20 protein-coding genes are annotated in these 19,926 nt (G+C 58.7%); 15 read left to right on the forward strand and 5 right to left on the reverse strand.

Features of this window, described 5'->3' with window-relative positions:
- The first annotated feature begins 26 nt into the window (after positions 1 to 26).
- From M8N44_RS08610 to M8N44_RS08635, 6 genes are all read left to right on the forward strand, one after another.
- Positions 27 to 983: an Amuc_1100 family pilus-like protein gene (locus M8N44_RS08610; protein ID WP_022398192.1), complete on the forward strand. Its 957-nt coding sequence runs from the start codon at positions 27 to 29 to the stop codon at positions 981 to 983.
- A gap of 33 nt (positions 984 to 1,016) precedes the next feature.
- On the forward strand, positions 1,017 to 2,030 hold the full coding sequence (locus tag M8N44_RS08615) for an Amuc_1099 family pilus-like system protein (RefSeq protein WP_022398193.1): 1,014 nt from the start codon (positions 1,017 to 1,019) through the stop codon (positions 2,028 to 2,030).
- Between the two features lie 71 nt (positions 2,031 to 2,101).
- The gene (locus M8N44_RS08620) at positions 2,102 to 4,831 is read left to right on the forward strand and encodes an Amuc_1098 family type IV pilus outer membrane protein (RefSeq protein ID WP_102721220.1); all 2,730 of its coding nucleotides are present in this window, start codon (positions 2,102 to 2,104) and stop codon (positions 4,829 to 4,831) included.
- A 94-nt stretch (positions 4,832 to 4,925) separates the two neighbouring features.
- Positions 4,926 to 5,531 carry a dephospho-CoA kinase gene (gene coaE, locus M8N44_RS08625; RefSeq protein WP_102728663.1) on the forward strand — a complete coding sequence of 202 codons (606 nt, stop codon included), beginning with the start codon at positions 4,926 to 4,928 and terminating at the stop codon, positions 5,529 to 5,531.
- Positions 5,524 to 6,969, forward strand: a complete 1,446-nt coding sequence (rho, locus tag M8N44_RS08630; protein WP_102728662.1) for a transcription termination factor Rho — start codon at positions 5,524 to 5,526, stop codon at positions 6,967 to 6,969. The genes coaE and rho overlap by 8 nt, the downstream gene beginning before the upstream one ends.
- Positions 6,970 to 7,036: 67 nt before the next feature.
- Positions 7,037 to 7,225 (forward strand): hypothetical protein, encoded by a 189-nt coding sequence (locus M8N44_RS08635; protein ID WP_102728661.1) that lies wholly within the window; start codon positions 7,037 to 7,039, stop codon positions 7,223 to 7,225.
- Positions 7,226 to 7,240: 15 nt separating this feature from the next.
- Here the strand turns inward: M8N44_RS08635 and M8N44_RS08640 are convergent, their stop codons facing one another.
- Positions 7,241 to 9,166 carry a heavy metal translocating P-type ATPase gene (locus tag M8N44_RS08640; RefSeq protein WP_102728660.1) on the reverse strand — a complete coding sequence of 642 codons (1,926 nt, stop codon included), beginning with the start codon at positions 9,164 to 9,166 and terminating at the stop codon, positions 7,241 to 7,243.
- A 58-nt stretch (positions 9,167 to 9,224) separates the two neighbouring features.
- Positions 9,225 to 10,223 carry an ROK family protein gene (locus M8N44_RS08645; protein WP_102728659.1) on the reverse strand — a complete coding sequence of 333 codons (999 nt, stop codon included), beginning with the start codon at positions 10,221 to 10,223 and terminating at the stop codon, positions 9,225 to 9,227.
- Positions 10,224 to 10,367: 144 nt separating this feature from the next.
- Between M8N44_RS08645 and tadA the strand changes: the two genes are divergently transcribed.
- The 7 genes from tadA (at position 10,368) to M8N44_RS08680 (ending at position 16,626) form a co-directional block, all read left to right on the forward strand.
- On the forward strand, positions 10,368 to 10,925 hold the full coding sequence (gene tadA / locus M8N44_RS08650) for a tRNA adenosine(34) deaminase TadA (RefSeq protein WP_022398200.1): 558 nt from the start codon (positions 10,368 to 10,370) through the stop codon (positions 10,923 to 10,925).
- Positions 10,922 to 11,914, forward strand: a complete 993-nt coding sequence (gene lipA, locus M8N44_RS08655; RefSeq protein ID WP_257228125.1) for a lipoyl synthase — start codon at positions 10,922 to 10,924, stop codon at positions 11,912 to 11,914. Before tadA ends, lipA begins: the two co-directional genes overlap by 4 nt.
- Before the next feature lie 66 nt (positions 11,915 to 11,980).
- A complete protein-coding gene (locus tag M8N44_RS08660) occupies positions 11,981 to 13,360 on the forward strand; it encodes a cytochrome c peroxidase (protein ID WP_102728658.1) in 1,380 nt (459 codons plus the stop codon).
- 253 nt (positions 13,361 to 13,613) lie between these two features.
- Entirely contained in the window at positions 13,614 to 13,826 is a 213-nt protein-coding gene (locus M8N44_RS08665) for a FeoA family protein (protein ID WP_022398203.1), read from the forward strand.
- 31 nt (positions 13,827 to 13,857) lie between these two features.
- Positions 13,858 to 14,088, forward strand: a complete 231-nt coding sequence (locus tag M8N44_RS08670) for a FeoA family protein (protein ID WP_012420130.1) — start codon at positions 13,858 to 13,860, stop codon at positions 14,086 to 14,088.
- Between the two features lie 76 nt (positions 14,089 to 14,164).
- Complete coding sequence (feoB, locus tag M8N44_RS08675) at positions 14,165 to 16,426, forward strand: ferrous iron transport protein B (RefSeq protein WP_102728657.1); 2,262 nt, start codon at positions 14,165 to 14,167, stop codon at positions 16,424 to 16,426.
- Positions 16,427 to 16,458: 32 nt separating this feature from the next.
- On the forward strand, positions 16,459 to 16,626 hold the full coding sequence (locus M8N44_RS08680; RefSeq protein ID WP_180973274.1) for a FeoB-associated Cys-rich membrane protein: 168 nt from the start codon (positions 16,459 to 16,461) through the stop codon (positions 16,624 to 16,626).
- An 89-nt stretch (positions 16,627 to 16,715) separates the two neighbouring features.
- On the opposite strand, the gene M8N44_RS08685 is transcribed toward M8N44_RS08680, so the two are convergent.
- Positions 16,716 to 17,123, reverse strand: a complete 408-nt coding sequence (locus M8N44_RS08685; protein WP_022398206.1) for a hypothetical protein — start codon at positions 17,121 to 17,123, stop codon at positions 16,716 to 16,718.
- A 255-nt stretch (positions 17,124 to 17,378) separates the two neighbouring features.
- Here M8N44_RS08685 and M8N44_RS08690 point away from each other — a divergent pair, with 255 nt between their 5' ends.
- Positions 17,379 to 17,564 carry a hypothetical protein gene (locus M8N44_RS08690; protein WP_102721212.1) on the forward strand — a complete coding sequence of 62 codons (186 nt, stop codon included), beginning with the start codon at positions 17,379 to 17,381 and terminating at the stop codon, positions 17,562 to 17,564.
- Positions 17,565 to 17,730: 166 nt separating this feature from the next.
- Here the strand turns inward: M8N44_RS08690 and M8N44_RS08695 are convergent, their stop codons facing one another.
- Together M8N44_RS08695 and M8N44_RS08700 are read right to left on the reverse strand one after the other, a co-directional pair.
- Positions 17,731 to 19,050, reverse strand: a complete 1,320-nt coding sequence (locus M8N44_RS08695) for a carbohydrate porin (RefSeq protein ID WP_102728655.1) — start codon at positions 19,048 to 19,050, stop codon at positions 17,731 to 17,733.
- 42 nt (positions 19,051 to 19,092) lie between these two features.
- Complete coding sequence (locus M8N44_RS08700; RefSeq protein ID WP_102728654.1) at positions 19,093 to 19,296, reverse strand: hypothetical protein; 204 nt, start codon at positions 19,294 to 19,296, stop codon at positions 19,093 to 19,095.
- Between the two features lie 300 nt (positions 19,297 to 19,596).
- Here M8N44_RS08700 and M8N44_RS08705 point away from each other — a divergent pair, with 300 nt between their 5' ends.
- Positions 19,597 to 19,827 (forward strand): hypothetical protein, encoded by a 231-nt coding sequence (locus tag M8N44_RS08705; protein ID WP_022398210.1) that lies wholly within the window; start codon positions 19,597 to 19,599, stop codon positions 19,825 to 19,827.
- Positions 19,828 to 19,926: the final 99 nt, after the last annotated feature.

Genomic DNA, 19,926 nt, shown 5'->3' on the forward strand with positions numbered 1-19,926 from the left:
TACCCAACCCGAACAAGACATATTTTATGAGCAATTGGATTACAGACAACAAGCCCGCCGCCATGGTGGCGGGCGTGGGGCTTCTCTTATTCCTGGGGTTATCCGTAACTGGGTACATCGTCAATTCCAAACGCAGCGAGCTGGACAAGAAAATCAGCGTCGCCTCCAAGGAGATCAAATCCGCCAACGCCGCTGAAATCACGCCGAGCCGCGCATCCAATGAGGAGCTGGAAAAGGAACTGAACCGCTATGCTAAGGCGGTCACCAGCCTGGAAACGGCATACAAGCCCTTCCTTGCTTCCTCCGCGCTGGTTCCCACCACGCCCACGGCATTCCAGAATGAACTGAAAACGTTCAGGGACGCCCTGATCGCCTCCTGCAAGAAAAAGAACATCCTGATCACGGACACTTCCTCCTGGCTTGGCTTCCAGGTTTACAGCACCCAGGCTCCGTCCGTGCAGGCGGCCTCCACGCTGGGCTTTGAATTGAAAGCCGTCAACAGCCTCGTCAACAAGCTGACGGACTGCGGACTGTCCAAATTCATCAAGGTGTACCGTCCCCAGCTCCCCATTGAAAATCCGGCGAACAATCCGGAAGAGGACGCTGACGAGCCCAACCAGGCACCCTGGACTCCCATGCCCCTGGAAATCGCCTTCCAGGGCAACCGGGAAAGCGTGCTGAAAGCCATGAACGCTATTACGGACTCCCAGGATTACCTGTTCACGGTTAATTCCATCCGGATCCGCAACGAGCGTATGATGCCTCCCCCCATCGCCAATCCGGCAGCGGCCAAACCTGCCGCCGCCCAGCCCGCTGCGGGAGCGGCATCCCTGACGCCGGCTGATGAAGCGGCTGCGCCCGCAGCACCGGCCATCCAGCAACTCATCAAACCTTACATGGGCAAGGAGCAAATCTTTGTCCAGGTCTCCCTCAACCTGGTCCACTTCAACCAGCCCAAGGCACAGGAACCGTCTGAAGATTAATTACGGCAACCAACCGCAGCAAATACTTTCAACATGTCTGAAAAACAAAACTACGACAAAATCCTGCTGGCCTCCGGCATCGTCCTGGGCCTGGGGGTAGCCGTCTATGGTACGGTGACCCTTCTGGGACTGAATGACAAGTACAAGTTCACCACGCAGGTTTCGGAAAAGGCGATTGAACCTCCTCCCGGCATCAAGAAAGCCGCGGAAGTCAATCAGGAGCTTTCCGCCTCCCATGAGCTCAAGCCCATTGCGCAGGAAACGCAGCAGTACGTGGGCTTCGTAGCTCCCAATCTCTGGATCAAGGAAGGGGGAATGGAACCCTTTGACATTATTTCAGGACCTCCCATCCACGGCAACATCCCGAACAAATGGTTCCTGGACAACGGTCTGGAAAATGAGTTCGTTTACTCGGACGTCCTCACCCGGGACCCTGACAACGACGGATTCACCGTACAGGAGGAATATGAGGCTAAAACGCATCCCAATGATCCGAACAGCCACCCACCCCTCGTCAACAAGCTCTTTGTGGACGAAATCAAGCAGTTCGGCTTTTACCTGGCCTTCACGCAGTCGGACGGCAATGACTTCACCTTCAAGGGCATGAACCGCGCCAGGCAGGAGCTTTGGAGAAACATTGTCCAGCCCAACGGCAAGTTCGGCACCCGCAAGAACACGAAAGACGAACCCAGGTTCGAGCTTGTCAGCGTCGCCAGCAAGGAATTCAAGAACCCCAGCCTGGACATGGTGGAAACGGACGAGGAAGCCGTCGTCAAGGATTTAAAGCCGACCAAAAACGGCCAAACCTACACCATCAGGCGCGGCACAAAATACGTCATTCCAATCATTGATAAGAAAGTAAACCTTACTATCGCCGCCGGCCCCGAACGGGATACCAGCTTTGAAGTGGAGGAAGGCGCCGACTTCCAGATCCCGGGAGACACCAAACAGACCTATACGCTGAAAACCGTTGATAATGCTACGCAGACCGTAACCATTGCCAACAAAACCACTGGAGAACAAACAACACTGAGCAAGAAAAAATAGACCCGGATTTAAACTTTTCTGAAAAAAAAGCTTCACAAATCCGAAAAACATGTAAAAAGAAGAACCTAACTATGGACCACGCACCACTTTATCAACCGAAGCGTTCCCTGATCGCGCTGATGGCCATTGCTGCCTCCTGCCCGTTTGCGCAGGCTGGTGATGGCGGCGCCGTCGGAACCTCCAGTGCCTTGGGATCGTCCTACGCCGGACCGGGCAGTTACTACCAGTCCGATGCAGCGCGCATAGCCATGGCCCGCCGCGAAGCGCAGACCCAGGAAGCCATGCAGCTCCTTGCAGAAGGCCGCAACCTGTACCGCGAAGGCAAGTACAAGGAAGCCCTGGACAAATACAATGCCGCTTACAACATGCTGCCCTCCGCGCCGATCAACGACCAGCGCAAGGAAGCCATCGCCAACCACATTGGCGACGCCAGCATCGCCGTTGCTCAGGAATACATCAAAGTGGGCCGCTATGACGAAGCCGACAAGCTTCTCCAGGACGCCATCAAGCTCAATCCCCGGAGCGCCAAGCTTGCCAAGCAGACGCTCGAATACATGAAGGACCCGATTCGCACGAATCCGGCGCTTACACCCGAACACGTCAAGAACGTGGAAAAGGTGAACACCCTCCTTCACATGGCCTATGGTTACTATGACCTCGGCGACTACGACAAAGCCATCGCCGAATTCAACAAGGTTCTTTCCATTGACCCGTACAACGTGGCAGCCCGCCGCGGACAGGAAACGGTCAACCGCCGCAGAATGGCCTATTATGCGGCCGCCTACGACGAGACCCGCAGCACCATGCTTGCGGAAGTAGACAAAATGTGGGAACGCCCCATTCCGATGGAAGTCCCGACGGGAGCCGACGGAGCGGACAACGCCCCGATCACGGATGTCAACGGCGCCACGGCCAACCTGATGAAGCTCAAGAGCATCATCATCCCCTCCGTCTCCTTTGAAGACACCACCGTGGAAGACGCCATCGACTACCTGCGCAAGAAGTCCATCGAACTGGACCGTACGGTAGGCCCGAACGGCGAACGCGGCATCAACTTTGTTATCAACGACTCCCAGCCCGCAGCCGTTACTCCGACAGCTCCCGCAGCTGACGACGGCGGCTTCGGCGAGGAATCAACGGACGTCACGGAAGTCGCTCCGGTTGCCGCTCCGCAGGAAAGCATCCGCACCCGCAAGATCGGCCAGCTCAAGCTGACCAACGTTCCCATGCTGGAAGTGCTCCGCTTCATCTGCAGCAACGCCGGCCTGCGCCAGAAGGTGGAAGACTATGCCGTCACCATCCTTCCTGCCGGCGGCAATGACGTGGATCTCTACCAGCGCACCTTCTCCGTGCCTCCGGGCTTCCAGTCCGCTCTCCGCACCACCGTCGGCGACGGCGGCGGCGACGTCAGCGAAGACCCCTTCGGCGGCGGCGGTGAAAGCTCCTCCGGCCTCAAGCCCATGCCCTCCATCCGCAGCCTGCTGCAAAAGAGCGGCATCAGCTTCCCGGAAGGCGCCACGGCATTCCTTGTCAACGGCAACTCCTCCCTGGTCGTCCGCAATACCTCCGGCAACCTGGACCTGATCGAACAGCTCATTGAAAACACCCGCGGCGAATCCCAGCAGGTGCGCATCATGACCAAGTTCGTGGAAGTGACCCAGGAAAACACGGAAGAACTCGGCTTTGACTGGATCGTTACGCCGTTCTCCGTCAGCAACGACCGCAGCACCTTCCTGGGCGGCGGCACGAACTACGGCACCGGCCTCGTTCCTGATGACTTCACCCAGTCCCCTGGCGGCGTAAGCGGCTGGCCCGTGAACAACAACAGCACCAATACGGACGGCAACGGCCTGATCAACGGCCTCGCCACCGGCGGCAACCGCACGGGCGACTACGCCATTGCCAAGAACTCCGTGGACAACCTGCTGAACAGCACCAACCGCACTGAAGCCACCAAGAAGAATCCGGCTCCCGGCATCATGTCCCTGACGGGCATCTATGACGAAGGCGCCTTCCAGATGCTGATGCGCGGCCTGTCCCAGAAGAAGGGTTCCGACGTTCTCACCGCTCCCAGCGTGACCGCCAAGTCCGGTGAAACCGCCAAGATTGAAATCATCCGCGAATTCTGGTACCCCACCGAATACGAACCCCCGGAACTTCCCAACAACGTGAGCAGCTGGGGCGGCGGCAACTACAATAACCGGAACAACGTTCTGGATGACCTTGTAGGCACCGAAAACCAGGCCCAGGTCACCAGCTTCCCCGTCACTCCCGCCACTCCCGGCGTGTTTGAAATGAAGCCCGTCGGCGTGACCCTGGAAGTTGTGCCCACCATTGGTGACAACAAGTACATCATTGACCTCAACTTCAAGCCCAGCATCGTGGAATTTGAAGGCTTCGTGAACTACGGCAGCCCGATCCAGTCCACCGGCGTTGGTTCCGACGGCAAGCCGATGTCCCTGACTCTGACGGAAAACCGCATTGAGCAGCCCATCTTCTCCAAGCGTTCCGTTGAAACGTCCCTGTTCATCTACGACGGCCACACCGTGGCAATCGGTGGTTTGATCACGGAAAACGTGCAGACGGTGGAAGACAAGGTGCCGATCTTCGGTGACCTGCCTCTCATCGGACGCTTCTTCCGCAGCAACTCCGACAACCACATCAAGAAGAATCTGATGATCTTCGTGACGGGACAGATCATTGACGCCACGGGCCAGCCCGTACGCGGCAACGCCCTTCCCACCGCGGCCGCTCCGGAAAGCGCACTGCCTGCTTCCGAAGGCCTGCTGCCTCCCATGTAGGCGGCGTGCATAACGTCCATATTGGAGCGGGTGAAAGGGTGAACCTTTCACCCGCTCTTTATGTCCCATACATACCCGGTTTTTCCCTTCCCTCATGAAGACGCTGATCGTGACCGGCGGAATCGCCACCGGAAAGTCCACCGCCATCCGCCTGCTGATGGAGAAGGGGGGGCCGCGCCTGCGCCTTTTTGACTGTGATGCGGAGGCAGGCAGGCTGCTGGACGGCGGCAGGCTTAGGGAGAGGCTCTCCAGCGCCTTCGGACCCGCCAGCGTGGATGAAGACGGCCGCGCGGACAGGAACTTCCTGCGGGAGCTTGTCTTCCGGAATCCGGAAAGCCGCAGGACGCTGGAAGGAATCATTCACCCCCTGCTGCACCAAGAATGTCTTGCGCAAATGCGGGCGGCACGTCAGAATGCGGCGGTAGCCGGGTTTGTCATTGACGTGCCCCTGTTTTTTGAAACATCGGCGCGCTACCACCAGGATGCCGTGTGCGTGGTGGCCGTTTCCCGGGAAACGCAGAAGACCCGCCTGGCTCTCAGGAACGGATTCCGTGAGGACATGATTGAAGCCATTCTGGCGGCCCAGCGTCCTATCATGGAAAAAGTGGCCGCGGCCGATTTCGTCCTCTGGAACGAAGGACCGCCGGACCTGCTCCGCCAGCAAATCCAAAGACTCTACCAACATTTTTTTCATGACTGAAGAACTCGACAACAAGCCCCTCCCCTCCGGAGAGGATCCGCAGGCGGCTCCCCCCAAGCCCCTTCCCGCACCGGAAGGGATTTCTGAGGAACATCCGGCTGCCGCTCCGGAGGAAAACGCAGGGGATACGGCCTGCGCTCCGGCAGTCCCGGCCCGGTCGGAGGAAGCCTCCGCTCCCGTTCCGGAACAGATTGACATCAATGAACTGCGGGAACGCCCCCTGAACGATCTTCAGGAGATGGCGGAAAGCCTCCCTATCCGGAACGCGGCCTCCCTCACCAAGTCCCAACTGATTTTTGAGCTGGGAAAGCAGCTTCTGGCAAAGGGCCATGAAGTAGTCGTCTCCGGAGTCATGGAACAGGCCAAGGACAATTACGCCATGCTGAGGGATCCGGTCAAAAGCTTCCGCACCTCTCCGGATGATATTTACCTGGGCGGCAACCTCATTAAGCCCCTGCACCTCCGCGTAGGCCAGCAGATCAAGGTCAGGCTGCGCAAGCTGCGTCCCCATGACAAGTACCTTTCCGCCTCTTCCGTCATCAGCGTGGAAGGCATCCCCGCAGAAGAGTACCGGGCGCGCAGTGACTTTGAACGCCTCACCCCCCTCTTCCCGAAGGAACGCCTCCTTCTGGAAAACAAGGAGGTCAATTCCGCCGCCATGCGCGTGCTGGACCTCATGACCCCCTTCGGCAAAGGCCAGCGCGGCCTGATCGTGGCGCCCCCGCGCGGCGGCAAAACCGTTCTTCTGAAAACAATCGCCCGTTCCATCAGGGCCAATTATCCGGAAGTGGAATTGATCGTGCTGCTGCTGGACGAACGCCCGGAGGAAGTAACGGATTTTGAAGAAACCGTGGATGCTCCGGTGTACGCCTCCACCTTTGACGAGCCTTCCCGCCGCCACGCCCAGGTTTCCGACCTGGTCATTGAGAGAGCCAAGCGGCTGGTGGAAATGGGCAAGGACGTCGTCATCCTGCTGGACTCCCTTACCCGGCTGGCCCGCGGCTACAACGCCAACCAGACGGGGGGACGCATCATGTCCGGCGGCCTGGGTTCCAATGCGCTGGAAAAACCGCGCAAGTTCTTTTCCGCCGCGCGCAACGTGGAGGAAGGCGGCAGCCTGACCATCATCGCCACGTGCTTGGTGGATACGGAGTCCAGAATGGATGAAGTGATTTTTGAAGAATTCAAGGGAACGGGCAATTTGGAAATCCGGCTGGACCGGGAGCTTTCCGAACGGCGCATTTATCCGGCCATCTCCCTTTCCCAGAGCGGCACCCGCAATGACGACAGGCTGTACAACGAACAGGAGTTCGTCAAGATCATGCAGCTTCGCCGCCAGCTCGCCATGAAGCCGGGCTGGGAAGGCCTCCAGGCCCTCCTGCAAAATATCTCCAAGACACAGAACAATGCGGAACTCCTGCTGACAGGGCTGCGTTAAGGTTCACCTCCCTTTTTCCGTCTTTACCGCCTCCGTTCCCTCGCCGGGACGGAGGTTTTTTATGGAGATGTTCCCCGTCATTTCCGGATTCCGCGGCAATATCATGGACATCATGGACATCATGGACATCATGGACATCATGGACATCATGGACATCATGGACATCATGGACATCATGGACATCATGGACATCATGGATAGCATGGATAGCATGTTTGCCGGGAGCCGCTCCGCCCGGAACAAGGGGGTGGAGTGAACGGATTCTCCTCCGTCACGCGTCCAGTTGTACCCGGAAAATACGCATGGAGTTGCCCACCGCAAGCAGGCAGACGCCTACATCCGCCATGACGGCGGCCCACATACCGGCCAGCCCCAGAATACCCAGCACCATCACCAGCAGTTTGACGCCCAGGATGAGAACAATGTTCTGCACGATAATGCGCTCCGTCGCCCGTGACAGAACCATTCCCTGCGGAACGGCAACGGGGTCTCCTTTCATCACCACCACGTCCGCAGCCTGGAGAGCCGTATCAGACCCTACGCCGCCCATGGCTATGCCGATGTCCGCGGCAGCCAGGGAAGGAGCGTCATTCATGCCGTCCCCCACAAAGGCGAGCAGGCCTTCTTCCGGCTTCAGCCGGCGCACGTGCTCCAGCTTGCCGGCCGGCATCAGCCCGCTGAACACCTCGTCCAGCCCCAGCTTGCGCCCCACCTCCGCACCGGCGGAGGAGGAATCCCCCGTCAGCATCACCAGGTTGGAAACGCCCAGCCCCCTCAATTCCCGCACCGCCTGTTCCGCCCCCGGCTTGATCCGGTCAGACAGACGCAAACGTCCCAGCGGAACGCCGTCCAGAGCCACGTAAATGGTTACGCCGCGATCCTCTTCCTCCCCTGCCTCTACTCCCGCCTCCTGGAGAAAAGCCTTTTTCCCCACCAGCACAGCCTTCCCTTCCACACGGGCGGAAACGCCGCCCCCCGTTACTTCCACCAGCTCCGCCACACGGTCCGGGAACAGGCTGCCTTCATACGCCTTTACGATGGAACGCCCCAGCGGGTGGGAGGCGGAGCTTTCCGCGTGCGCCGCCCAGTACAGCAATTCCTCCGGCGTTACTCCGTCACGTGGAAGCACTTCATCCACGGAAAAGACGCCCTCCGTCAAGGTTCCGGTCTTGTCAAACACCACCGTCTTCACTTTCCGCAGGGCATCCAGGTAGTTGCTCCCTTTCAGCAGAATTCCCTGCCGCGCCGCCCGCCCTATCCCGGCAAAGAAGCCCAGCGGGATGGACAGCACCAGCGCACAGGGGCAGGAGATCACCAGCAGCACCAGCGCGCGGAACAGGCCGTCCGTCCAGCTTCCGCCCGTGACGAAGGGATAAAGCAGGAACACCAGAACGGCAATGGAGATCACCAGCGGCGTATAGATGCGTGAAAACGTGGACAGCCTTCCTTCCAGGGGGGATTTATGGCCGGAAGCGGCTTCCACCAGTTCCTGGACCCTCGCCAGGGCGGAATGCCGCCAGTCCCGGTCCGTGCGCACCTCCAGCACGCCCTGTCCGTTGATGTACCCGGCCAGCACGGTGCTTCCGGCCCCGGCCTCCACCGGAAGGGATTCACCGGTCATGGCGGAGGTATCCAGGACGGAATTCCCTTCCGTCACCGTGCCGTCCAGCGGGACACGCTCTCCGGGGCGCACTTCAATCACGGAACCGGGCCGGACCTCCGCGGGAGGAACGTCACGGACAGTGCCGCCCTCTCTCACATGGACGGATTCAGGCCTCAGGTTCATCAGTTCGCTCACGGACCGGCGGGAACTGCCCACCGCGCGCTCCTGGAGATATTCTCCCACGCGGTAGAAAAGCATCACCCCGACGGCTTCGGAATAATCCCCCAGGAACATCGCTCCCAGGGAGGCAATGCTCATCAGGAAATTTTCATCCATGGCACGCCCGTGCCTCAACCCCAGAAAAGCCGCCTTCAATACATCCCAGCCTATCAGCAGGTAGGCCGCCGCATATGCAGCCATGCCGCTCCAGGAATCGCTTCCCATCACCAGGGCGGCGACAAACAGAGCGATGCCCAGCACGGCGGGAACGGGCCTGATGGCGTCTCCGGAGCCGCAGCAGCTTCCTGAACAGCACCCTCCGGCGCAGCAGGAAGCTCCTTGTGAAAAATGTTCGTGGGGATGTTCCGTACTCATGACCTGTTCCGCTTGTACGCCTGCGTCTACGCTATGGCAAGCCCTATGTTAGTTCAATCTAACAAAGAGCTTTTGCTACTTCTTCTTTCTTAAAACGTTCCAGAACTCCCTGCCCCAGGAATTCGTCCATCGCCATGGCGCCGGCGCCCAGCAGCCCCGCTTCCGCGCCAAATCTGGCGGGCAGGATTTTCAGCTCCTCCATGTGCATGGGGAACAATTGCTCCCTGAGGTTCTTCAGCAGGGGCTTCATGAGCAGGTCTCCGGCCTTGGCTACCCCCCCGCCAATGATGAAGGCGTCCGGCACCAGCGTGTACATCAGGTTCATGATGAGACAGGCCAGCATTTCCGCCGTGTCCTCCCATAGCTGGAGGGCGATGGGACAGCCCGCGCGGGCGGCTTCGTCCAGGTCCCTGGGCGTGCATTCGTTCACGGTTTTGACGATTCCCGCCCCGGCATACCGTTTGACCGCCTCCGCCGCCAGTTCGTTGTTGCCGATGTATTCTTCAATGGCTCCCCGGTTGCCGAACGGGCCGGGCTTGCCCTGGTAATGGATGCTCGTCTGGCCCAGCTCCCCGGTGGAAAGCCGTTTCCCCCGGAGGATGCGGTCATTCACCACAATGCCGCCGCCAATGCCCGTCCCCATGGTCAGGCACACCAGGCTGGACATGCCGCGCCCGGCGCCCAGCTTCCATTCCGCATACGCCATGCAGTTGGCGTCATTGTCCAGCACGACGGGGAGGCCCAGCGCCTGCTCCATCAGCTCCTTCACCGGAACTTCATGGTCCCATACCCGGACATTGGTAAGCTGGTAAAGAGTCCCCCTGTAGTAATCGCACCATCCCGGCATCCCCATGCCCATCACGCAGGCGGACGGGAATTGCCCGCGCAGGTTCAGGGCCGCCGCAATCATGGCCTCAATAATCGCCTGGGGACTTTCAAACATGGCGGTGGGAATGCGGTCCGCTGTCGCCAGAATACGGTCCCCCGCCGTCACGCCCATTTTGATGCTCGTACCGCCGAAGTCCACGGCCAATGTGCAGGGTTCTGAAAAGCTCATGGTTCATACTTATGCCACGCACCCCCTGGAATCAACGCAAAAACGCATTCACACCCATCCCTTTCCGCGGCATGCCGAACTTCTTGTATAAAATACAATAAATATCCTCCAGAAAGGGCTTGCCAGGGATGCGCCGTCCAGTCCATGATAGGCGCCGTGATGATGGAAATGCCCGGTTCGGACGAATGGTTCATGCGCCAAGCCATGAAAGAATCCAGAAAAGCCCTGGTGAAGGGGGAGGTGCCCATCGGGGCCATCGTGGTGAAAGACGGCCGCGTGATCGGCCGGGGCTGGAACCAGGTGGAGGCCCTCAAGGACGCCACGGCCCATGCGGAGATGATCGCCCTGACGGCAGCCCAGGAGGCGCTGGGCGACTGGCGGCTGGAAGGCTGCACCCTGTACGTCACCAAGGAACCGTGCCCCATGTGCGCGGGGGCCATCGTCCACTGCCGCCCGGACCGGGTGGTCTTCGGCTGTCCGGACGCCAGGACCGGAGCCGCGGGAGGCTGGATCAACCTGCTGGATTCCAACCCTCCCCTCAACCACAAGTGCGAGGTGCGTCCCGGCGTTCTGGGGGACGAATGCCTGCACCACCTCCAGGAATTTTTCCGTGCGGCGCGGCTGGCGGCCAAAGAACGGAAGAAGCTGGCTGCGGACTCCCCCGCAATCCCGGATGAAAACGGGGAAGACGGCCCCGAATAAAGCACTTTGCATTTGCCAAAGCAGCGGACTCACGGCAAGCTAGCGGGGCTATGGAACACCGGAACGACAACGAGACTGCGGAAGGGACGGAACGCAAGCCGTCCTGGATCAAGGTGCGCCTGCCCAACGGCCGGGAATTCTGGGACGTCAAGCAGCTTGTGGAAGGCAAGCACCTGTTCACCGTCTGTGAAGAAGCCCACTGCCCCAACCGCTACGAATGCTGGAACCAGGGCACGGCCACTTTCATGATCGCCGGGGAGCGGTGCACGCGCGCCTGCGCCTATTGCGCCGTAAAAACCGCCAAGCCCTTTCCGCTGGACCCGGAGGAGCCGCAGCACGTGGCGGACGCCGTCGTGCACATGAAGCTGCGCCACGCCGTCATTACCATGGTCACCCGGGACGACCTTCCGGACGGAGCCGCCGCCCACTTCGCCCAAGTAATCCGGGCCGTCAGAAAAGCCAGTCCCTCCACCATCATTGAGGTGCTGGCCTCGGACCTGAATGAGAAGCCCTCCTCCATCCGGACGCTGATGGCGGCACGCCCCCACATCTTCGGCCACAATCTGGAAACGGTGGAACGCCTGACGCCCATCGTGCGCTTCCGCGCCCAGTACCAGCGCTCCCTGCGCGTCCTCCGGATGGCGCTGGACTGCGTAGACGGCAAGGTTTCCACCAAAAGCGGCATCATGCTGGGCCTGGGAGAGACGGAAGACGAGCTTTTCCGGTCCATGGACGACCTGCTGGAGCACGGCGTCACGGTGCTGACGCTGGGGCAGTACCTGCGCCCCTCCCGCAACCACCTGCCGGTGGTCAAATACATCCATCCGGACGACTTCGTCCGTTATGAGGAGGTCGCGCGAGCCAAGGGCTTCAGGCACGTGGCGTCCGGGCCGCTGGTCCGCAGCTCCTACCATGCCGCCAATTTCACCCCGGAAGCGGACGTGCTGGAGGCCATTAACGAAGATTTGAGAAAGGCCGGCGAACTTTAGAATAAATCTTGATATATTAACCCTTCCCTTTTACCATACAGGCAATTCCACGTCATTGAGAATCTCATGAGCAAAACACGTTCCTTCATCACGGCCGGGGCCATTCTGGGCGGCACGGTCATCGTGACGGCGGCAGTCGCGCCCCTGTTCCTGCCGAACCAGAATATCAAGCCCCTGACATCCGCCCAGGCGGCGGAAATCACCGCACATACCATGAACTCCAAGTGTGCGGACTGCCATAAGCCCGGCACCCACATTTCCGAATTGGTGAACACCCTTTCCGGCGGCCTGCTGGCGCGCCACATCCGGGACGGACAGCGTAGCTACAACATGGATGAACCGCCCACTGCCGTGACCCTTTCCAAACTGGAACACGTGCTCCAGATCAATTCCATGCCACCCACCTCCTACACCATGGTGCACTGGGGCAGCACGCTCACCCTTCCGGAAAAAGCAGCCATGCTCCAGTGGGTCAAGGATGAACGCCTGAAAATCTTCGGCGACATGGTGGGCAAGGAGTACGCCATCACCGCCATCTCCCCCATTCCAGACGCCCTTCCCACGGATCCGGCCAAGGTGGCCCTGGGCTACAAGCTGTTCCATGACGTGCGCCTCTCCACAGACAATACCGTTTCCTGCGCTTCCTGCCACTCCCTGGAGAAGGCCGGCACGGACAACCTGGCCACCTCCACCGGAGTCCGCGGCCAGAAGGGCGGCATCAACGCCCCCACCGTCTTCAACGCCGCCTTCCACACCAAGCAGTTCTGGGACGGACGCGCCGCCAACCTCCAGGAACAGGCGGGCGGACCTCCCCTGAACCCGGTGGAAATGGGTTACGAACATCCGGACGACTGGAACCAGATCGCCGCCAAGCTGAACCAGGACACCGTGTTTGCCGCGGAATTCAGGAAGGTTTATCCCCAGGGCTTCAACGGAGAAACCATCACAAACGCCATCGCGGAATATGAAAAGACCCTCATCACGCCGAACAGCCCGTTCGACCGTTATTTGAAGGGTGATGAAAACGCCATCAGCGAGAATGCCAAGAAGGGCTACAGGCTCTTCCTCAAGCTCGGTTGCCAGACCTGCCACACCGGCCCCGCCATGGGCGGCCAGTCCTTTGAATACGCCGACCTCAAGGGAGACTTCTTTGCCGGACGCGCCAAGACCAATGACGACAACGGCCTGATGAACTTTTCCAAGAAGGAATCAGACAGGCACAGGTTCCGCGTTCCCACCCTCCGCAACGTGGAGCTTACCTGGCCGTACATGCATGACGCCTCCGCCCAGACGCTGGAGGAAGCCATCACCAAGATGTACCACTACCAGCTCGGCTACGACAAATTGGACAAGAAGGAGGTGAGCCTGCTGGTGGCCTTCCTGAAAACCCTGACCGGGGAATACAACGGCAAGCCCGTCCAGGGCGAAGTCTGCCCCGCCTCCTGAGCCAGAGGAAAGCATTTTTTCCAGCCGCGCCATGAACCTTCATGGCGCGGCTTTTTTGTATTCCCCCTTCCGGCTTATTTCCGGAAAACCCCCGTTTCCGGCTTTTCCTCCGCGTCATACTTAGATTAGACTAATGGGTAAATGATTCATGATGAATAATTTTTATCCAAATTGAAAACACAGGCGCATAATATCATTGACTTACTAGTTTGATGAAACTAACTTTCTCCCGGATTTGATTCATACACACACCATGCCACTCTCCATGCTCAACATCGGCGATATTCGCCAGGTTAACAAAATTCATGGCAGGGATGAAACCCGGCGTTTTCTGGAAAGCCTGGGCTTCGTTGCCGGCAGCACGGTTTCCATCGTTTCTGAAAACGGCGGAAACTTCATCGTCAATGTCAAGGGGTCCCGGATAGCTCTCAGCAAGGCTCTTGCGTGCAAGATATTCGTGGCCTGAACCTTCTCATCCAACAATCAGCCATCATTCTATGACCAAACACCGTACATTAAGAGACGCCCTGATCGGGGAAACCGTGACCGTCGGGAAACTGGCGGGGGAAGGCCCGGTCAGAAGGCGCATCATGGACATGGGAGTCACCAAGGGAACGCAGATTTTCATCCGCAAAGTCGCCCCCTTGGGAGATCCCATTGAAGTTACTGTCCGCGGCTACGAACTCTCCATCCGCAAATCGGAAGCCGAGAACATCCATATCCATTGATTCCGCCCTTATTACCGCACGTTTCCTGACCTGACAGCAAGACGGCGCACCCATACATCAAGACAAGGAAACATCCATGAGCAACATTACCATCGCCCTGGCGGGCAATCCCAACTGCGGAAAAACCACTCTCTTCAACGCCCTGACAGGCGCCAGCCAGTACGTCGGGAACTGGCCCGGCGTTACTGTGGAAAAAAAGGAAGGCCGCCTGAAAGGCCACAAGAACATCATCATTGAAGACCTTCCGGGCATTTATTCTCTTTCCCCCTACACCCTGGAGGAAGTCGTCAGCCGGAATTACCTGGTCACGGACCATCCCTCCCTCATCCTGAACCTGGTTGACGGCAGCAACCTGGAACGCAATCTTTACCTCACCACCCAGCTTTGCGAGCTGGGCGTTCCCGTCATCATCGCCCTGAACATGATGGACATTGTCCGGAAGCGCGGCGACCGCATTGACACGGAAAAGCTTTCCCGGGATCTCGGCTGCCAGGTGCTGGAAATCAGCGCCCTGAAAGGGACCGGAATCCGTGAACTGGTGGACGCCGTCGTAAAAACGGCCACCTCGGAGGATGCCCGGGCCCCGCGCGCCGTGCACTTCCCGGACCGTCTGGAAAAAGCCATCGGGGAAATAGGGGAAATAATCACCGGCAAATGCCTGGACCAGCAGAAAAAATGGTTTGCCGTCAAGGTTTTTGAAAGGGACCAGAAAGTCGCGGACCAGCTCGCGCTCACCTCTGAGGAGCAGTCCCGCATCAACGGGATCATTGAAGCCATGGAACAGGAGATGGATGACGACAGCGAATCCATCATCACCAACGAGCGCTACAATTCCATTTCACGCATTACCGCGGATTCCGTCGTCAAGGCCGGCATCGGCAGCCTGACGGGCAGCGACAGGATCGACCGCATCATCACCAACCGCTGGCTGGGCCTCCCCATCTTTGCCGTCGTCATGTGGGCGGTGTATTACATTTCCATCCAGACGGTGGGCGCATGGGGAACGGACTGGGCCAATGACACCTTCTTCGGGGAATGGGTTCCGGAATGGGTGGGCGGCCTGCTGGAAAGCGCCAACTGCGCCCCGTGGCTGGAAAGCCTGATTCAGGACGGCGTGATTGCCGGCGTGGGGGCCGTCCTAGGCTTCCTGCCGCAGATGGCGGTGCTGTTCCTGTGCCTGGGTATTCTGGAAGATTGCGGCTACATGGCCCGCGTGGCCTTCATCATGGACCGCATTTTCCGCAAATTCGGCCTTTCCGGGAAGTCCTTCATCCCCATGCTCGTTTCCATGGGCTGCGGCGTTCCGGGCATCATGGCCACCCGCACCATTGAGAATGAAAAGGACAGGCGCATGACCATCATGACCACCACGTTCATTCCATGCGGAGCTAAAACGCCCATCATCGCCCTGATTGCAGGCGCCTTCTTCCCGGAAAATTCCTGGGTGGCCCCGGGAGCCTACTTCATCGGGGTGGGCGCCATCATCCTTTCCGGCCTCATTCTGAAAAAGACCGCCATGTTCTCCGGGGATCCCACCCCCTTCGTCATGGAACTTCCCATTTACCACGTTCCCGCCTGGAAGAACGTCATCATCCACGCGTGGGAACGCTGCAAGGCCTTCGTGCAAAAAGCCGGGACGGTTATCTTCGTTTCCAGCGCCCTGATCTGGTTCCTTTCCAGCTACAACTGGAAGGTTGATTCCGTGGAGCAGAATGACAGCATGCTGGCTTCCATCGGCAACGTGGCCGCACCCGTCTTCCAGCCGCTGGGCTGGGGCGAATGGAAACCTACCATGGCCACCATCACCGGACTGATTGCCAAGGAAAACGTGGTCGGCACCTTCGGCGTCCTGTATGCGGACGGCAGTTCCGGGGAAGAGGCGGAGGAAGAACCCGCCGAAACGCAGGAAATGTCCCCCGCCGGCCAGGAGCTCCAGGCATCCCTGGAGGGCGCCTCTGAAGAAGCTGCCGCCGAGGAAGCCGCCGCTGAAGAGGAGGAAGATGAAGACGCTGAAATCAGGGAAACCGGGGACCGCCTGGTCCAGGCGGGAGCCTTCACGTTCCTGAGCGCCTTCTCCTTCATGATTTTCAACCTTCTCTGCGCCCCCTGCTTTGCCGCCATGGGAGCCATCAGAAGGGAAATGAACAGCGCCAAATGGACTTTCTTCGCCATCGGCTACATGTGCGCCCTGGCGTACTGCCTGGCCTTCCTGATTTACCAGATGGGAGCATGGCTTTATGCGGAAGCTTCCTTCGGCATCGGGCAGGGGCTCGCCGTATTGCTCCTGCTGGGCCTCATTTACCTGGTGGTGAAGAAACCCTCCGCATCCTCCAAATAACCCTCATACCCACTCCTAACCCCCTCACCAACATGGGAACATATATCATTGCCACCCTCCTTTTCCTGGCCCTGGCCTACGCGCTGTATAAAACGTTCAGCAAGCGCGGCAAGTGCTGCGGCAACTGTGACGGGTGCGGCAGCGGCGGCGGTTGCTGCGGAGGCCACCATCACGACGACGATCAAGAAAAACAGGACTGAGCCCAGTCTCAGCCCTTTCTTTCAGAACCTGCAGACCGCCCGCGGTTTGCAGGTTCTTTCCTTCTGCGCATGCCGCATGCGCTCCCTCCTTAACCGATCCAGCCGTGCTGGTACGCCGCCATGGCCGCAATCACCAGCGCGATAAACAGGAAGATGAACCACATCACATTGTGGCGGTGGCGGTACTCCACGGCCATCAGGGGCTCCCATTCCTTTTCCACAAAGGAGAAGTCGTCACCGCTGGCAAAACGGTCGTACAGCGTTTCCAGCTCCTGCCCCGTCACCCCTTCCGGAGCGGCGAATACCGGCGGGCAGCATGAGCCCGTCTTGAACACGATTTCACAGTGGTAGATGCCGTCCGCTTCCTTGTAGGACTGGAGGCACGCGCCGTCACGGGCGCATACCACATGGCCAGTCGTTCCCTCCTGCAAGCGGCGCAGAGCAGTATCACGGTCGGTCACTTCATCATTTGAAATTTCCCATTGAACCTTACTCATTCTGTCAGTTTAAGACAGTTCCCATCCAAGTCAACATGGTTTTAAATGTTTCCTGACGCCGGAAATGTCATCAATTGTCATAAATCCGGCAGCGTGCAAGGCGCTGACCTTAACGTTCTTCTTCGTGTTTAATTCACCTAACTTGTTGTTAGTCAAACCAAAGAACTTTCAACAGATGGGAAGAAGTGCTAATCTAACCATCAGCGGCTACAACCAGCCGCACAACATAAGATGATGAACAAGTACACATGTATCATGATAGGAGCCGCCTGCCTGCTGGCAGCCTCCTGTCAGGCGGATACGGCCCGCAGGGAACCGGTGCGGAATACGGCGCCGGCCTCCTCCGTACAGGCCTCTTCCGCAGCGCCCCAGTCCGGACAACGGAATGACGGGGTTCAGGAACACAGGCGTTTCAAGCGCCTCTCGCTTCCTTTGAGATAAAGAATAAGCAACGCCGCACCCCCTACCTGATCGAGAATGCGACGTTGCCGCCAGGTCATGCAGACCCCTTCAATGCCCTTGCACGCAGGATTCCGCTCTCTGCATGCAGACGGACAAGGAAGACTTGATTATTATTGCGCTTCCACAGATTCGGGACATTTCCCGCCTAGAACGTGACGACGCATTGTACGGAGAAGATATTGGCGGAGTTGACGTCATCCCGCCCGGAAGGATTCTTCACATACTGGTAGGAAGGCTGGATGAGGCAGTACGGCGTAATGGAGAAGCTGTACGTGCATTCCAGAATCATTTCCCGGTCATGCCCGGGCCGCGTTTCCGCCAGCGTGTCGGCATCCGGCTTGCTCACGGAGAAGCCTACGCCAAAGAAGTTGCCGTCCGCTTCTTTCAAGCCGGTCATGACTTCCAGAGGTTTCTTGAAAATGACCCCGGCGGACGCCTGGGCTTCCGCTCCGCAGATGTTGCCTGATTCGGCGCTGCTCCAGCCGGCGCGGGCGAACAGGGCGAACGGGCTGCTGCCCAGGTCCTGTTCCAGGTTGAACGCCACGCCTCCATGGTTCTTGCCGTCCGCATGGAACATGAACGGCTGCAGGCGGTACGTGCCCGTGCCGATGCCGAAGGCCTTTTCATGCGTCCAGCCGATTTCACCAAGCAGGTTGAAGGATTTTCCGGTCGTGTGGTGGAACGGGTTGCGGCGGGGTTCATTGTCCATCATGTTGCCGCCCACCTGGATGAACCAGTTTTCATTGAACTGGTACTGCCCCACGACCCCGAAGTTGGAGTCCCCCAGCGGAAGCACCTGGTTGTTGACGAAGGGAGCGCCGCCGAACTGTCCGAAGGTGGTGTTGGCATACGTATTGGCGTCAAAATAGTTCGTCTGGTTGATCATGCCGCCCATGATGACGAGCTGGCCGTCCATGAAACCCTGGGAAAGGAGGAGTTCCGGCAGGTAGAAGTAGCCGTCTTCAAAAACGTCGCAGTTGGCGGGGCCGCTCGCGCCCCAGGAGTCGTCCAGCGTGGTGCGGTGCGTATGCTTGTTCAGGGCCACGGAGCCGGAGAGCTCGCTCTTGATCCAGGTTCCCTGGTTGCGGCTGGATTTGAACAGCTGCAGCCCGGCCTGGGCGTGGAATTTGTACCAGCTCTGGCTGGAACCGGCAGTCTCTTCGTTCGCGGCCGCATGGTGGCCCTTGGTATAGAGGAACGCCTGCTCCACCAGGAACTGGAAGCCGGCTTTCTCGTAAGCGCCTTTATGCAGATCCGTCAGGGCCCTGGTCAGAAGATCGTTCGGAATGGGCGTGCTTTCATCGCCGTATTCGTCCCCGAACAGGTCGATGTCGTCCAGAATGGAACCTTTGCCTTCAGCCTCTTCCGCAGCCAGAGCGGCGACGGTAGTGGCTACGGATGCCGTACCGGCCATGCAGAAGCCGGAGCAGGCCAGCAGGGCGGGTATCATGTAGCGTTTCTTCATAGTAATGCTGTATCTTGAGTCTTCCTCGTCAATCGCGGATGTTCAGCCTTCCATGGCGAAGGAGCATTCCTGCTCCCGGCCTGCGGCGGACTGCGCATCCACGGCTTTGCCGCATGCGCCCATACAGAACTCACAGTCCCCGCAGAGCAGGCGGTATCTGGGACGCCGGACGAGAAGCCCGGCCAGTTTCCGGTACCGGCAAATCCGGCGGAAGAAACGGTGAAGTCCTGTATGGGTCAAGTTCATGCAACGCGGCAAAGTTAGATAGAACTAACTATTGAGTCAACACTTTTTCTCCCTTAGCCCTTTTCCAATTTGGAACTCCTTCCATGAAGCACGTTTCATACCTCTTTTATGATCAATGTATTGAAAAATCTTTAAAATAATTTTACGTACCGTAAAAAAATTAGTTGGAACTAATTCAACTTGACCTGAAACCTGCGGAACGTTACAAAAAAGCAGGCCTATTGGAGATCATCCAACCCTTCCGGGAAAGAAACGGCTGCATGCCGCCAAGGCCGGCTGAACCCAACAAAAAACATTACCATGAGTTACATCAACAACAAGGGCCTCTGGGGCTTCGTCGGCGGAGTCATCGCCGCCGCCATCGGCACGAAAGTGGTTAAAAGCCCCGCTACCAGGAAATTGGCCGTCCAGGGGCTTTCCAAAGCCATGCTCATCCAGCAGAAGGCCATGGAGCAACTGGCCAATATCCGTGAAGAAGCGCAGGACTTGTGCCACGAGGCCGCCGCTGAAAACCGCAAGCCGGAACAGTAACAATCTCATTGTTCATCATCATACTGGGGCAGTCCGTTTCCTTCTCCGCCGGCGGAACGGGCAGCCTCCAACGGGGGAAACGCACGGAGAAGGGCGTTT

Origin of the sequence: Akkermansia massiliensis (assembly GCF_023516715.1) — a bacterium.
Taxonomy (GTDB): Bacteria; Verrucomicrobiota; Verrucomicrobiia; order Verrucomicrobiales; family Akkermansiaceae; genus Akkermansia; species Akkermansia massiliensis.